This window comes from Exiguobacterium sp. RIT594 (assembly GCF_003339585.1).
Classification (GTDB): domain Bacteria; phylum Bacillota; class Bacilli; order Exiguobacteriales; family Exiguobacteriaceae; genus Exiguobacterium_A.
This window is the reverse complement of the sequence record NZ_QPKF01000005.1, coordinates 97759-113123: the sequence shown is the minus strand read 5'-3', so window position 1 is coordinate 113123 and position 15365 is coordinate 97759. Positions and strand designations below refer to the sequence as shown.

The window sequence follows — 15365 nt, the reverse complement described above, 5'->3', positions numbered from 1 at the left end:
TCAAAAAAAGTTCCTGCCGATTAAGGGAGGAACTTTTAGTTTAGCGGTCCACATGTTGAGTTAATTCATCGACAAGCTGCTCAAGGGAAACGGTCATTGTACTGAGCGATTCCGTCATCGTTTCAAATTCATGCTGGACGGTCGTTTGTTGTTCGAGTGAAACGGCAGTCGATTCAATACCATGGCGGACTTCGAGGGAAGCGGTTCGCGTCGTCTCCATCCGCTGTTCGATGTCGAGCATCTGGACACCGACCCCGTGACGGGCGGTTTGAATCGAGCTGATACTTTGTTCGACTTCCTGTACGAGTTGCGTGATATCAGAAAATGTCTGACGGACACGGCTCGTCATTTCCTGATTTTCAGCCAATGTTTTCGTATAACCGGCAGCGGTCGTTTTGATTTGATCGGTATCGGCAATCAGGGCCTGTAAGACTTCCGTTACTTCGTTTGCATAACTGCGGGACTGAACAGCGAGATGCCCGACTTCCGTTGCGACGACGGCAAACCCCCGGCCGGCATCCCCGGCACGTGCCGCTTCAATCGCAGCATTCAAAGCCAATAGATTCGTTTGGCCGGCAATGGCTTCCAGACTGGCGAGGATTTTTTGAATCTTATCCGACCGGCTGGCCATTGCCGTGACGGAAGTATGCAGACCGTTCGTCGATTCGACCATCTCTTCGACGCGGCGGTCCATCAGGTTCATCTCCTCGTTTCCGGTCAACGCGCGTTTCGTCATATGTTCCGTCGTCGTGACGGTTTGTGCCATTTTCGATTGGATCGATGCGATGGACGTATTGACCTGGTGCAATTGATCCGTTCCTTGTTGCATCGATTGATGCTGACCGTCAGCGGACTGAACGATTGGTGCGATTGCCGTCGCGATCTGGTTCGTTGCTTCGACGGACTGGACAGCTGCCTGTTGCAGGTGTTTTGTATTCGTTTTTAAATTACCGACAAGTGCTTCGATTTGATGACTGACATTCGTGATCAGTGTCGTGGCTTCCGTTTCTCGTTTCAAGGAGATGGATCGCTCCTGATTTTGTACGGCAATCTGGATCATCAAAGCCGCGCTCGTCAAAATCAGGAAGACCGCATGAATCATCAGGATGCTGAACGGATACCCGGTTGTTCCGCAAATCAGGGACGGAGCAAAAAAGAAGCCGGCGAAATGTTGGACGGCAAACAGGATAGTGCTGACGAGAATCAAGTCAATCCGGCGGAAATAAGCAATCAGAGCGAGAACCATGAAAATCGAGAAATGATACTCGACCAGTCCGTTCCCGCCGGCGATGATCGACATACTGGAAAACGTTAACGTCAACGTCAAAAGAAGGGCAACGGATGGACTGTTTGGCCGAATCCGGTAAAGACCGGCAGAAGCGATCCAGCAGACGAACGGTAATAAAGCAATCCAGACAAGTACCGTCGGTGAAGCGGCTGCCACGTTTCCGTGAATGATTTGGTAACCTTGTGCAAAGTTAGTGAACCGGTGCAAACCATGGATGATCAACGATAAACAGACGACAAGAAAACTGATCCAAAGCATAAGCTGATTTTGACGTTTCATAAAATAAAATTCCCCCATTTTCTATTAAAAAGTGAAACAAATCACGAGTAAACATGTTAAACGTATACCACTATCGGTCGGGAAAATAAGATTGTTTAGCTTCAAGATACTTAAAATAAAATTAAATTTTAAAATAGGAAATCACGGCTAAACAGACACGATATGGGGTATAGAAGGGCATTGAGACTTGTAGGAGGAACTGTGATATGAAATGGAAAGGTAGAGAAAGAAGTTCGAACGTCGAAGATCGGCGGGGGATGGGTGGTAAAGGAGTGGCCGGGATCGGAGGCGGACTCGGGATCATCATTTTAATTGTCGTCACGTTGATGGGCGGGAATCCGGCCGATATCCTCGGGGGACTCTCCGGTTCACAAGGCGACAGTCAAGGTGAGTACCAGGAAACCGCCAAAGAAAAAGAAGCGGCTGATTTTGTATCCGTCGTGTTAGCGGATACGGAAAAAGTCTGGACGAAGGAATTTAAACAGGACGGTATGACATATAAAGAACCGACACTCGTTTTATATACCGATCAGGTCAGTTCAGCGTGTGGACAAGCCGGAAAGTCGGTTGGACCGTTTTATTGTCCGGGTGATCAGAAATTATACATCGATCTTAGTTTTTATGATGAGTTACAAAATAAATACGGGGCACCGGGAGACTTCGCGATGGCGTATGTCATTGCCCATGAAGTCGGGCACCATGTCCAGACGTTGCTCGGGACATCAGACGAAATCATGCCGCTTCGTCAAAAGATGAGCGAAGAAAAGTTCAACAAATACCTGGTCCGCTTTGAATTACAGGCGGATTACTATGCGGGCGTCTGGGCCAACCATGCACAAGGACAAAATCTGCTTGAAGAAGGCGATTTGGAAGAGGCACTTGGAGCGGCGAATGCTGTCGGAGATGATACATTGCAGAAAAAAGGGCAAGGGTATGTCGTACCGGAGAGCTTTACACACGGTACATCGGCTCAACGCGAACGATGGTTCCAAAAAGGATTTGAGAACGGAACGATTGAAGGCGGCGACACCTTCAAAGCGAAGAATTTATAAGCATAAGCAACAGGCACCACTTCATAACGAAGTGATGCCTGTTTTCGATTAATCGTTGTATTGGTTGAACATTGCCGTATCATCCGGGACGTTAGCGAGATAGACAATCTTTCCATCCGCATCGAGCCGGGCGATGTCGGTTCCATCCTGGGTGAAGACAGAGCCGTCTGCGCGTTTGCCGCAAACAGCCCAGCGTGTTTCCATCGTATCTCCTGTTTCTGATGGAACCCATCCGGCATACATGTGCTTAATATCCTGATTGGCCGTAAAGACCATCCGGACGAACTGTTTCCAGGCATCGATACCGTGCTGTTCCTGTCCGTTCAGGACGAATGTGATTTCGTCCGAGAACAGAGAAATCAAGTCATCAAAAGCTTTTTCATCGGTCCGGGAAGCATCGAATAAATCAAAATAGCGGTCAAGTGTAGATGTAGTCATGGTTCATTCTCCTTTTAGTTACGAATCATTTTTTCTTCGATTAAGCTTTGTAGTTTTGTCAGATGGTCGGGCGGACAATTTAAATAAATTTCCCGGCGGATCGAGTCGATCGTCTCGCGTTTGAGTGTCGATTGCCACGACTGTTCCGCTTCTGCCATCAGGTCGGACAATAAGCAGATGTTCTGATCCTGGATACCCATTAAGTCTTCGAAAACACCGCTTGAGGCATATAAGGATTGTTTGCCCTCGATGGCTTCATAGATATCAAACACACGAATCGTCTCCGGTGACGCTTTGAGCCGGAAGCCGCCTTTTGCACCGGGAACAGAGATCAGCAGATCCGCACTCACGAGCTTCCGGAGAAGCTTTTGAAAATAGGTTGGGGAAGCGCCGAGTTGCTGACTGATGAATTCGCCCGGCAACACACCCTTCTCAGGTAAAAATGTCAATAAGAGCATCGCATACACCGATTGTTCGACACCTGTCTTCATTTGCATGAAATATTCTCCTTTCTGTATAACGCGGATAACTATTGTCTACAATACATCCGGATAAATCAATTGTCCAGCAAAAGGTCCCTCACAAAACCGTCACACCTTTTCGACAGCATACCCGTGGCATCAACAGAATGGATTCGGTATACTGAATGTACGATATGTGAAAATATTCACTAAAAGTCGTTCACACTTAGTGAAAGGACGTTTTCTTATGAATCCACTCAAAGGAATCATTACGATTCCGCGTAATATTTTTATACAACTGATGCTGGCCGCCGTCCTGATGGGCGTTGCCGTCATCGGTCAATCCTATCTGATTGTCATCATCGTTGACCGGATTTTTCTGCAAGGGAATCCGTTCGCGGCAGTCATTCCGTTGCTCGGTATCCTATTGGGGATGCTTGTCCTGCGCGTCGGCGTCACGTACTGGAACGGGCGACTCGGAACGAGTCTTGCGGCACGCGTCAAACAGGATCTGCGTCAGGCGCTCGTCGCGAAATACACACGAAACTCTGTCGAGTCGATGCTTGAAGGACAATCCGGACAAAAGGTCAGTATCCTGATGGATTCCGTCGATGAGATGGACAGCTATTACAGCCAGTACCTGCCGAAGGTCATTCAGACGTCAATCGTTCCATTGATGGTCCTGATTGCCGCCTTCAGCTATGACTGGGTCACGGGACTGGTCATGATGATTACCGCCCCGTTCATTCCGTTGTTTTACATCGTCATCGGGATCATGACGCAAAAGCGGGCCGATACGCAGCTTGAGAAGATGAATGCCTTCTCCGGAACATTCCTCGATACGTTACAAGGATTGACGACGCTCAAGTTATTCGGGCGGGCGAAAGCTCAGCAGGACGTGATTGAACGAAGCAGTCTCGATTTCCGGGATGCGACGTTAACCGTCTTAAAACTCGCGTTCCTGTCGTCGTTGATGCTCGAATTCATTTCGATGCTCAGTATGGGGATGATTGCCCTGGAAGTCAGTCTCCGGTTGATTTTATTCCAAAGCATCACCTTTGTACCGGCCTTCTTGATGTTGGTCCTGGCACCGGAATACTATCTGGCGTTAAAAGAGATGGGAGCCGCCTTCCATACCGGTCGGGGCAGTGTCGCCGCCGCAAAACAGATTGCGGCCGAACTGACGGAAGATGACCGGAGCGTCGCCTTCGGACGAACGGAACTGCCGGCAGCCCGTCCACCGCGAATTGAACTGAAAGACGTCGCGTTTTCATACCGCGATGCCCGGTTTGCGATGGAACAGTTGAATTTGACGATTGAACCGTATCAAAAGGTTGCCTTGATCGGCCGCAGCGGTGCCGGAAAATCGACGGTCCTCCAATTGCTGGCTGGCCTTGCCGATCCGCAGGACGGACAGCTGTTGCTTGACGGTCAAGATCGTCAGACCATCACGGAATCCAGTTGGTTCAGCCAGCTCAGCTACATCTCGCAACACCCGTATCTCTATGCCGGGACGCTGGCGGATAATATCGCCATCGGTGAATTACGCGAAGCCTCACGACCGGCGATTGAACAGGCGGCATCGGACGCCGGTCTGACCGAATTGATCGCACAATTGCCGAATGGACTCGACACGGTAATCGGAGAAGGCGGACGCGGTTTATCCGGCGGCGAAAAGCAACGTGTTGCGTTAGCCCGTGCCTTCCTGAAACGGCCGAACGTCATCTTGTTTGATGAACCGACGACCGGTCTTGACGTGAAGACGGAACGGTTGTTGCAGGAAGCGATGACTGTTCTCGGACGTGAAGCGACCGTCATCACGGTTGCTCACCGTCTGCATACGATTGAACAATCAGATCAAATCGTCGTGCTGGAAGCGGGACGGATCGTCGACCGCGGGACACACGAAGAATTACTCGGACGTGAATCGGAATATGCGATGATGCGCGCCGTTCAACGAGGGGAGGAGACACGATGAAAGAGTTGATGGGAATTTTTCGTTTGATGCTGCACCAGAAACGGGACATCGTGCTCTCGATTATCTTTGGTGTGTTGGCCGGCATCACGGCAGTCGGTTTGTTCGCAGCAAGCGGCTTTCTGATTTCAAAAGCCGCCTTGTTGCCGCCGATTCAGACACTTGCTGTCTTGATTGCCTTGCAGAAAATCTCCAGTCTGACGCGGGCTGTCAGCCGGTACGCCGAACGGTATTACTCACACCGGGCGACATTTACGATTCTCAGCGACTTGCGGACGACGTTTTATAAACGGCTTGAACCACTCGTGCCGGGTATCTTTGCCAAGTACCGGAGTGGAGATTTGCTCGCTCGGATTGTCGGGGACGTCGAAAGTCTGCAAAATACGTTTTTACGCGTCGTCTATCCGCCGATTATCCTGGTGCTCGTTTTCCTATGTACAATCTTTTTCGTCAGTTTCTTTTCACTCAGTGTCGCTCTTGTCCTCGTGTTTGGTCTGATCTTGACGGGATTCATCATTCCCGGCTGGTTTGCTTACCGGGAACAACGGTTTGCCCGGTCTGTCCGGGCCCGACGCGGGGAACTGTCGACGGAAGTGACGGAACTGTTCCAAGGTTATCGGGACTTAAAGATTTATCAGCAACTCGGGAATAAGGAAGCGGAGCTGAATGCCGTCGCAGCACGATACGTGGCGGAAGAAAAACGCAACGGACTGCATGCGGTCTCGAACCTTGCCTTGAATACACTGGCGACGTTGGTTATTTCCTGGATCGTCCTCGGTCTCGGTGCTTATCTGGTCGCTGACGGACAACTCGATGGCGTTTTCCTCGCATTGCTCGTCATGACCTCGTTGACGGTGTTTGAAAATGCCGCACCGATGGCGATTTTACCCGGATTTTTTGAAGACAGCCGTCATGCGGCACGTCGGCTTGATGACGTCGTCGAAGCCACAACGGCACCGGAATACCGTCCGTTTGAATTGGCGCAGGCTCCGGAACTGAGCACGGAACACGTCACTTTCACGTTTCCGGGTCAGGATCGTCCTGTCTTACGTGACGTCAGCGTGACGTTCCCTGCCGGCAGTAAAACGGCGATTGTTGGAGCGAGCGGTTCCGGAAAATCGACGCTGTTGCAACTGTTGTTGCGGATGTATCCGGCAGATGGAATCCGGATTGAAGGAACTCCGGGTCAAGAAATTAACCCGGAAGCGTTATGGAAACAGTCGAACGTCGTCCTGCAACAAAATCATTTCTTTTACGGCACGATTCGTGACAATCTGAAGCTCGCCAGCAGCGAAGCAACGGATGAACAGATGATCGAAGCACTGGAACACGTTGGTCTTTCGTTACTTGAACTCGACGACCGGGTCCTTGAAAAGGGAGAAAATCTGTCCGGCGGTGAAAAACAACGGCTGGCGATCGCCCGGATCTTCTTGCGTCAGACGCCACTTTATCTGCTCGATGAGCCAACTTCATCGGTCGATGCGTTGACGGAACAGACCATCTTACAGCATTTGTTCGCCCGTGCGGCGGATGCAACGCTGTTGCTTGTCAGCCACCGGTTAGCCGGACTTGAGACGATGGATCAAATCGTCGTCATGGAGCAAGGGCAAGTCGTTGAAGTCGGGACGTATGCGGACTTAATGGCCAAGCAAGGTGCCTTTTATGCGTTAAAACAGGTCGAACAATCCGTCTTTACACCAGATCAACTGGTCCGCTGAATCAACAGCCTCATCCTTTGCGAAAAGCACTGGATGGGGCTGTTTTTGAGCAATCATCAAATGCTTGAAAAATGAGCTGTAAATTCGAGTGACAGAGAGAGAGGGAATTTTAATGGACGGTTTCATTATCGGATGGTAAAGTAAGGAAAAAATAAAGGGGGAGCCTTGATGGAGATTCGCCGTTGCGAGACGCAACTGGGTGATCAAACGATTGCCTATAATCACTATTATTCCGAGTCGGATGAGGTCTGCTTTATGTTGTCCGGCGCAGGTTATGCGTACGACCATCCATACTTTTACTTTAGCCGGATGATGTTATTGAAGCGGGGCGTGAACGTGATTGAGATTCAGTATGTCTCGGACGACTTGTTCAGCTTGCCGGACGAACAGGGAGATGCCGAAATGAGCCGGCGGATTGAAGCGGTCATCGAGGACGTGTTACGTGCGCGGTCGTATCAGACGATTCACTTTATTGCCAAATCGCTTGGAACGGTACCGCTTGTATCGATGATGCACCGTGGATTGTTTCCGGAAGCGCGTGTTGTCCTTCTGACGCCACTCTTAAAAGATCCGGCGATTGTCGAAGCGATGGCGAACAGCCGGCATCATGGATTACTCGTCATCGGTGACCACGACCGCCAGTTCAGTCCGGAAGCGTTGGAACGGTGCGGCAGCTCGAACCTCGTACTGGAACGAATATAAGAGGGGCTAATCATTCGCTCGATATTGATTTTGAAGTCGATCAGTCTCTTCAAGTACTCGGACAGATCATGCAACGGACGGAAGACGTATTGTTCCCCGTACCGGTTAAGGAAAACTGAAAAACCGACAGAAAACTCTTGGAAGAGCGTTCTGTCGGTTTTTTTTAATACGGTCGCATCAGTGCACGGACGGGACTGCCGTCACCGTCGACGAGTGGAAGCGGAACAGCATTGAGATGATAATCACCCGGAGTGATCGTATCGAGGACTAACCCTTCGAGTATGTGAACTCCATGGGCGGCGAGCGCATGATGGGCCGCCATCTCTTTACTGTCGATTGCATCAACGGACGGTAAATCAAGTCCGATCAATTCAATCCCGAGTTCACCGAGGCGTTCGGCAAGACTCGGCGTCAGGACCGGAATCGTTTCCGGGAAAATCGACTTATCGACCCAACCGTCCGTTTTGATGATCAGCCGGCGCACATCGGTTAAATCAAATGTATCGAGGTCACTTGCGACGAGTTCGGTCCGGCCGGGCAGATAAATGACGCGGACATGTCCGATATAGAGATCCGGATCAAGATCGATGACTTTTTGACCGGCATCGTCAAAATGAAACGGAGCGTCGATATGGGTACCGGTATGCAAACTCATCGTCACCTGACCGACGTTGACGGAGCCGGTATCGGCTTTACTCCAGTTGATTGTGTAGTTAAATTTCGTATCACCGGGCCATGTCGTAATCGACGACGTTAACGGTTGTGAGACATCTATCCAACGGTTCATATCAGGTTCCCCCTCAAAGTTTTGTCCGGACCGACCAGAGTTCCGGGAAGAAGCGGTGATCAAGCACACGGCGCAGATAACTGACGCCGGACGAACCGCCCGTTCCCGGTTTTTGACCGATGATCCGTTCGACGGTGCTCATATGATTAAAGCGCCACATCTGTTGTTGGCTGCCGATATCGAGCAGCTTTTCACCGAGCTCATATAGATCCCAGTACTGTTCGACGTCCTGATAGACAGTCGCCCAAGCGGCTTCGACACTCGCATTCGCTTCCCAGTCCTGCGTGACGTCCCGGTTGAGGATGGTCTCATCAATCGGTAAGCCGCGGCGGTGCATCGCCCGGACGGTCTCGTCATAGATGCTCGGTGTTTTTAAATCATCGTTCAATTGAGCGTACAACGCCGTCTCGTGTTCGTAGACCCGAAGCATTTGGGCGTTCTTGAAGCCGAGCGCAAACTCGATTTGCCGGTTTTGGTAAGATTGGAATCCGGACGAATGCCCAAGCGAGTCACGGAATTCAAGATACTCAGCCGGTGTCAGTGTCGAGAGGACACTCCATGACTGAATCAACTGTTGTTGGATTTTTGAGATACGGGCCAGCATCTTGAACGACCGTTCGAGCTGATCGTCGGCGACTGCCTGAATGGCAGCGGTCATCTCATGTAAAATCAGTTTCATCCACAGTTCGCTTGTCTGATGAATGACGATGAACAGCATTTCGTCATGATGATTCGACAACCGTTGCTGGCTTGTCAAAAGGGAGTCGAGCTGTAAATAATCTCCGTAAGACATGTCTTTTTTGAAGTCGGTTTGAATCGTTTCCTCAATCTTCGTCGCATCCGTCTGTTTCATTCCAATCGTTCCCCTTTACGTTAAAGTGATTGTGAACGTTTTGTCTGATCCGCTTGCGGCGGGTTGTTGCGTTTCCAGAACACATAGGCAATCGTCAGGAAAATCAACCACGGAATACCAAACTTCAAGACGATCTGGAAATCGGTAAACCAGGTCGTGATGACCAGTGCAAATAACAAGAGGGCACCGAGCGCCGTCAAATACGGATAGCCCATCATCCGGACCGGCAGTTTCCGTCCACCGTCCCGTTCCCAGGCTTTCCGGAAATAGAGATGGGAGATGAAAATCATGAACCAGGTGAAGATGGCCCCGAACATCGAAATGCCCATCATGAACGGATAGGAGACACTCGATTGACTGCTGATGACAGCAGCAAGGAATATGCCGAGTGTCGAGACAGCGAGTGCAAAGAGCGGCACACCTTTTGCATTCAGACGACTGAAGATCCTGGGGGCGTAAGTTGCTTTCGACAATGAATACATCATTCGCGTTGAAGCGTACAACTGACTGTTCATCGCGGATAAGGCAGCTGTCAGGATGATGAAGTTCATGATGCCGGCTGCACCGGGAATCGACAACATTTCCATGACCTTAACGAACGGACTTTCCTCGACACCGCCGGCTTGTTGCCACGGAACGATCATCAGCATCAAAGCAATCGTGATGACGTAAAACGTCGACAGCCGGAAGACCGTTGCCTTCAGTGCTTTCGGCACGGCGACATCCGGATCCTTTGCTTCACCGGCCGTGACGGCGATTAATTCTGTTCCGAGGAAACTGAACAGCGAGATGAAGACGGCAATCCAAAGGCCGGAAAAACCGAACGGCATGAAGCCGCCGTCATTCGTGAAGTTTTGCGGACCAATCTCAGGCGAATTGCTTCCGAAGACCAGGTACGCACCGAGAATCATAAACATCAGTATGGCACTGATTTTAATGACAGAAAACCAGTATTCGAACGTCGCAAACGTATTGACGGTCGTGGCATTGATATAAATCAACGCCGCTGCGAAGACGAAAATCCAGATGTAACCGGGGACGTCCGGGAACCAATATTTCATGTAGATGGCGATGGCGCTGACTTCGACGCCGATGGCCAAGACATTGGCGACCCAGTAAGAATAGCGGACAAGGAAACCGGCATAGGGACTGATGTACATTTCAGCAATCGTGCCGAATGAGCCGGAGGTCGGATGGGCGACGGTCATTTCCGCAAGACAGCCCATCAACAACAGGACGATGAAGGCGCCGATCGCATAGCTGACGAGAACACTCGGTCCGGCAAGACTGATCGCGAGACCGCTTCCGAGGAAAAGACCGGTTCCGATCGCACAGCCCATCGCAATCATCGTCAGTTGGCGTGTTTTTAAGTCACGCCGTAATTCAGTAGGATGTTCTTTCATAATGCCTCCTTACGCGACGACTTCGCGTTCGTTCTTAAATTGTTCGTACTGTTTTTCGTCCATGATCGTTTTCAAAATCGAAACGACCTCATAGACGTCTTCAAAACTATTATACAAGGCAACAGGGGCCAGGCGGACAATATTCGGTGCCCGGAAATCAGGAATGACCTGATGGGCTTTCAGTGCTTTACAAATCCGTGCCGCTTCCGGATGTTCGAGACTCAGGTGGGCACCGCGTCGTTTCGCGTCACGCGGATTGCCGATGACGAAGCCGTAAGCTGCCAATTCTTGATCGACGAGTGTCATCATGTAGTCGGTCAGGGCAAGGGACTTTGTCCGGACGGCATCGATGCCGACTTCCGCAAACAGTTCGAGCGCTCCGATTTGCGGGGCGAGGCTTAAAACGTGTGGCGTACCAATCTGGAAGGCCGCAGCGTTTTCAGCCGGTGTCATCGTATGATTCATATCAAATTGTTTGTCTTTACGGGAACCGAACCAACCGGTCAAACCGGGTAATGTACCAAAATGCCGTTCGTGGACGAACAGACCGCCGACCGTTCCCGGACCGCCGTTCAAATGTTTGTAGTTGCACCAGTAGGCAAAGTCGACGCCCCAGTCATGAAAAGCATGAGGAATCGCGCCGACGGAATGACAGCCGTCAAAGCCGATCAGGATCCCGCGGGCATGGGCTTCGCGGGTCAGCCGTTCCATATCTAAAATTTGTCCGCTCCGGTAAAGAACGGTCGGCAGAACAATCAAGGCAATCTCATCGGTCATGGCGGCGATGATGTCCGCTTCATCGAGAAATCGTCCGTCACGGCTTTCGACCTGAATCAAATGTTCTGCCGGATCAAGTCCGCGCAATCGGAGTTGGCTTTGCAGCGCATAAATATCAGATGGGAACGTCAAACTGTCGGCTAAAATTTTCGTCCGTCGTCCGGACGGAGCAAAGAAGGTCGCGACCAGCTGGTGCAGATTGACCGTCGTCGAACCGGTCACCATGACTTCATCCGCACGTCCACCGACAAGCGGTGCGTTCAAGGCAGCCAGTTTTTCCGACAAGTCAAACCAGGGGTGCCGGCCTTTCATCCATCCGTCAATCCCGAGTTCCCGCCAATCGGCGAGCGATTCGAGTAACGTGGCTTCCGCCCGTTTCGACAACAGGCCAAGCGAGTTGCCATCCATATAAATTGAACCTTCCTGCAGATAAAATTCGTTCCGGTAAGGGGCCAGTCGATCCTGTTCGTCTCGTTCAATTGCTTCTTCACGCTTAGCGGTCAATGGCATGTCGGTTCCTCCTTAAATGAATCAGTAATCAATTTTGAGAAAAGCGTAGCAAACAAATTGACACTGTGTCAATATTATCGGATAGAGAATCAGGAGAGGTGGTTGATTATGATGAAATCAGATGAATCCAAAATGGACAAACGGCATTTGCGGACAGTCCGGACCCGGGAAAAACTGCTTGTCGCAGCACGGGCTGTCTTTCTTGAAAATGACTTTCAGACAACGACGATTTCACAAATCATCAAACGGGCGGGTGTCGGCTATGGAACGGCATATGTCCATTTTGAAGGAAAAGATGAACTGCTGATTGTCCTGATGGAAGACGTCATGGATCGTTTCCATCAAGTAGCGGAACAGCCGTTTGAGCCCGGAACAGCTGAAGAGGCCAAAAAGCAAATCGAGCAGCAGGCAACGGCGTTTTTACAGCTTGCGGAACAGGAACGGGAGATGCTCCGGGTCGTCGAGCAGGCAATCGGGGTATCCTATGTCATCCGGACGAAGTGGAAACAGATTCGCGAGCGCTTCATTGAACGGATCAGTCGTGATATTCACTATGCGCAAGCGGCGGGACTGGCGCGTCCGGACTTGAATCCGACACTCGTCGCCCGCGGCTGGTTTTTCGCCAATGAAATGTATTTGTTCGAAGTCGTCCGGGAAGAGACGACGGCGACGATTGAAGAAATCGCCGAGACATTGACGGCGGTCTATACGACCGGACTGTATCCACACGATTAAAGCCGGACGTTCCCGGGAATCTTTCAATAGAAGGAGGCGGTGAAGATGGCATTTGATTACGATTTGGACTTCAAGACGACGGATTTTCGGAAGGAACCGGAAAAATACCGGGTCGGCCGGGGCGAACAGGGTGTGTTGCTCGTCGAACCGTATAAAGGGGAAATCCTGCCGCACTGGCGGTTCAAGACACCGGAAATTGCGAAGGAATCTTCCGAAAAAATCTATCAGATGTACCTCGACTATAAAGAAGCGGGAGACTTCGTCGGAATGGATATGGCGCGGAAGTTCATCCAAATGGGGCATACGCGGGCACGCCGTTATACGAACTATAAGGGTGGACGGAAGTACAAAAATAAAGAGACCGGTGAGTTGAACAACCGGGAAATCGATCCCGAAAAAGCCAAGTCAGCTGAGATTTTTCAGGAAAAGTGGGATTTGATCCGGGCAGATGAAGAATATTTAGCGTTAAAGAAAGATCATCAAAAACAATACGGCTAAATGGACGATCGGAAGTTCTTCAGGCGGAGGAGTGGAGACGGTGCGAAACGGATCAAAAATCATATTGGCGATCGTGGTTGTCTGTGTACTGGTGTTGAGTTGGTGGCTCGTGTCGCCGCTGTTCTTGAATCAAGCCGTGGATGAAGAGTTACCGCCGAGTTCTTCGACGGTAGAACAAGAAGATGAGACACCAGCATCCGGGACGGATCAGTCGGAACCTACAACGCCGGCTCCCGAAGAAGCACCGGCTGACTTCTCCGGAACGTTCGTGGACGGTGAAAAAAATTATCAAACGTCCGGAAAAATTAAAACGGTAACGGCAAATGATGCGTTATATCTGCGGTTCGAAGATTTTCAAACGACGAACGGACCGGACTTGTTTGTTTACTTGGTGGAGCCGGGGAAGAAGACAGCAGACGGGATTCGGCTCGGAGCGCTAAAAGGGAATCAGGGAGACCAAAACTACGTCCTCCCGAAAGAAGTGGACTTGATGAAACACAGCCGTGTCGTCATTTGGTGTCGGGCCTTTGACGCTGATTTTGGCACGGGGGATTTAAAAACAACCAGCCAATAAAAAAAGCAACTTGCTTCCAGTAGTACATCCGGAAGCAAGTTGCTTTTTGTCTGGTATTAAGACGTTTGTTCGATTTTTTTGATCAGCCGGGATTGGCGGCGTTGCCAGATGACAGAACCAATCAACGTCACGGCCAGGAACACAAGTCCAAGCATGAACGGGTAAAGAATGTTGACATCATATAACAGTCCGGCCAGTGTCGGACCGAGGACGTTTCCGATGCTCATGTAGGCGTTGTTCATCCCCATCGCAAATCCTTGTTCGTTTCCGGCGAGTTTTGAAATCATCGTGTTCAAAACAGGACGCAGGATCGACGTCGCAAGGAAGATGACGAGTGTGACGGCGAAGAAGCCGCCGTAACTTGCTGTCAGGAGTGACAACAAGAAGCCAAGCGTCGCGATCAACAGGAAGATGTTCAAGACTTTGCCTTCGCCGAGACTGCGGGACAGTTTATCGACGACGAAAATCTGAGCGATGACACTGATGATTCCGGTCGACGTCACCATGATGGCGATGTCTTTTGGAGAGGCCCCAAATTGATTGTCGACGAACAGACCGAGAACGGATTCATATGCCATCAAACCAAAACTCATGACCAGTGTGATGATGAGCGGGACGAAGTACGGTTTATGGAACGACGCGCCGAGCTTGCTCCACATTGACCCTTCATCAGGCGCCATCGCCGTCGCGTCATGGACGTCACTTTCTTGAAGAAGAATGACACTGAATAAGACGGCTAGAAGTGAGACGAGTGCCGAAACAAGTAACGGCAACTTCAGATCGAACTCGGCGAGGAAGCCGCCGATCCCGGGACCGATGACGATTCCGAGTGACATGGCAGCAGACACATAACTGTTTCCTTTTGCCCGCTGATCCATCGTCGTGATATCCGCGACGTAAGCAAAAATCGCCGGAATCAGAAGCGCCGCACCGACACCGCCGATGGCCCGTGAGATGTAAAGAATCGTAACCGAGTTCGAGAAATAAAAGACGAACATCGATAACGTCAATCCAATCAAACCGTAGATGATCATCTTGCGGCGACCGTACTGGTCAGCCCATTTTCCGGCAACCGGTGACATGACGAGCTGGGCTCCGGCAAAGATGGCGATCATCAAACCGGCAGCTGTACCACCTTGACCGATTGAGGCTAGATAAGCGGGCAGAATCGGAATGATGATCCCGAAGCTCCCGACGGCGATGAACATATTAATCATCAGGACCGTTAATTTTTTACGTTGATCCGCTTGCAAGGGGATCCCTTCTTTCTGCACGCTTGTGTAAGCGTTTATTGTAGCAACCTCTACTATCTTAG

General features: G+C 50.7%; 16 protein-coding genes. 8 read left to right on the top strand and 8 right to left on the bottom strand.

Features of this window, described 5'->3' with window-relative positions:
* Positions 1-40: 40 nt before the first annotated feature.
* The gene (locus tag DVG79_RS13585) at positions 41-1567 is read right to left on the bottom strand and encodes a methyl-accepting chemotaxis protein (RefSeq protein ID WP_158537541.1); all 1527 of its coding nucleotides are present in this window, start codon (positions 1565-1567) and stop codon (positions 41-43) included.
* Positions 1568-1773: 206 nt separating this feature from the next.
* Between DVG79_RS13585 and ypfJ the strand changes: the two genes are divergently transcribed.
* Positions 1774-2619, top strand: a complete 846-nt coding sequence (gene ypfJ, locus DVG79_RS13580) for a KPN_02809 family neutral zinc metallopeptidase (RefSeq protein ID WP_114597207.1) — start codon at positions 1774-1776, stop codon at positions 2617-2619.
* 48 nt (positions 2620-2667) lie between these two features.
* Here ypfJ and DVG79_RS13575 read toward each other — a convergent pair whose 3' ends face one another.
* Positions 2668-3057, bottom strand: coding sequence for a nuclear transport factor 2 family protein (locus DVG79_RS13575; RefSeq protein ID WP_114597206.1), 390 nt, complete (start codon positions 3055-3057; stop codon positions 2668-2670).
* A 14-nt stretch (positions 3058-3071) separates the two neighbouring features.
* A complete protein-coding gene (locus tag DVG79_RS13570) occupies positions 3072-3554 on the bottom strand; it encodes an RrF2 family transcriptional regulator (RefSeq protein ID WP_114597205.1) in 483 nt (160 codons plus the stop codon).
* A gap of 211 nt (positions 3555-3765) precedes the next feature.
* On the opposite strand from DVG79_RS13570, the gene cydD reads away from it, so the two are divergent.
* From cydD to DVG79_RS16270, 4 genes are all read left to right on the top strand, one after another.
* Positions 3766-5496: a thiol reductant ABC exporter subunit CydD gene (gene cydD / locus DVG79_RS13565; RefSeq protein WP_114597204.1), complete on the top strand. Its 1731-nt coding sequence runs from the start codon at positions 3766-3768 to the stop codon at positions 5494-5496.
* The gene (cydC, locus tag DVG79_RS13560; RefSeq protein ID WP_114597203.1) at positions 5493-7211 is read left to right on the top strand and encodes a thiol reductant ABC exporter subunit CydC; all 1719 of its coding nucleotides are present in this window, start codon (positions 5493-5495) and stop codon (positions 7209-7211) included. The genes cydD and cydC overlap by 4 nt, the downstream gene beginning before the upstream one ends.
* 168 nt (positions 7212-7379) lie before the next feature.
* Positions 7380-7913: a cyclase gene (locus tag DVG79_RS13555; RefSeq protein WP_233494613.1), complete on the top strand. Its 534-nt coding sequence runs from the start codon at positions 7380-7382 to the stop codon at positions 7911-7913.
* Positions 7877-8032 (top strand): hypothetical protein, encoded by a 156-nt coding sequence (locus DVG79_RS16270; protein WP_233494612.1) that lies wholly within the window; start codon positions 7877-7879, stop codon positions 8030-8032. The genes DVG79_RS13555 and DVG79_RS16270 overlap by 37 nt, the downstream gene beginning before the upstream one ends.
* Positions 8033-8076: 44 nt before the next feature.
* Here DVG79_RS16270 and kynB read toward each other — a convergent pair whose 3' ends face one another.
* The 4 genes from kynB to kynU are packed head-to-tail and all read right to left on the bottom strand — an operon-like array spanning position 8077 to position 12243.
* A complete protein-coding gene (gene kynB, locus DVG79_RS13550) occupies positions 8077-8700 on the bottom strand; it encodes an arylformamidase (protein ID WP_114597202.1) in 624 nt (207 codons plus the stop codon).
* A gap of 13 nt (positions 8701-8713) precedes the next feature.
* Positions 8714-9553 carry a tryptophan 2,3-dioxygenase gene (kynA, locus tag DVG79_RS13545; RefSeq protein ID WP_114597201.1) on the bottom strand — a complete coding sequence of 280 codons (840 nt, stop codon included), beginning with the start codon at positions 9551-9553 and terminating at the stop codon, positions 8714-8716.
* Positions 9554-9573: 20 nt separating this feature from the next.
* Positions 9574-10956 carry an amino acid permease gene (locus DVG79_RS13540; protein ID WP_114597200.1) on the bottom strand — a complete coding sequence of 461 codons (1383 nt, stop codon included), beginning with the start codon at positions 10954-10956 and terminating at the stop codon, positions 9574-9576.
* A 9-nt stretch (positions 10957-10965) separates the two neighbouring features.
* Positions 10966-12243 (bottom strand): kynureninase, encoded by a 1278-nt coding sequence (gene kynU, locus DVG79_RS13535; protein ID WP_114597199.1) that lies wholly within the window; start codon positions 12241-12243, stop codon positions 10966-10968.
* Between the two features lie 111 nt (positions 12244-12354).
* Between kynU and DVG79_RS13530 the strand changes: the two genes are divergently transcribed.
* The 3 genes from DVG79_RS13530 to DVG79_RS13520 are packed head-to-tail and all read left to right on the top strand — an operon-like array spanning position 12355 to position 14050.
* Entirely contained in the window at positions 12355-12978 is a 624-nt protein-coding gene (locus DVG79_RS13530; RefSeq protein ID WP_114597240.1) for a TetR/AcrR family transcriptional regulator, read from the top strand.
* Positions 12979-13023: 45 nt separating this feature from the next.
* On the top strand, positions 13024-13476 hold the full coding sequence (locus DVG79_RS13525) for a DUF4385 domain-containing protein (RefSeq protein ID WP_114597198.1): 453 nt from the start codon (positions 13024-13026) through the stop codon (positions 13474-13476).
* 40 nt (positions 13477-13516) lie between these two features.
* Positions 13517-14050 carry a DM13 domain-containing protein gene (locus DVG79_RS13520; protein ID WP_233494611.1) on the top strand — a complete coding sequence of 178 codons (534 nt, stop codon included), beginning with the start codon at positions 13517-13519 and terminating at the stop codon, positions 14048-14050.
* 56 nt (positions 14051-14106) lie between these two features.
* Here the strand turns inward: DVG79_RS13520 and DVG79_RS13515 are convergent, their stop codons facing one another.
* Positions 14107-15303: an MFS transporter gene (locus tag DVG79_RS13515; RefSeq protein ID WP_114597196.1), complete on the bottom strand. Its 1197-nt coding sequence runs from the start codon at positions 15301-15303 to the stop codon at positions 14107-14109.
* Positions 15304-15365: the final 62 nt, after the last annotated feature.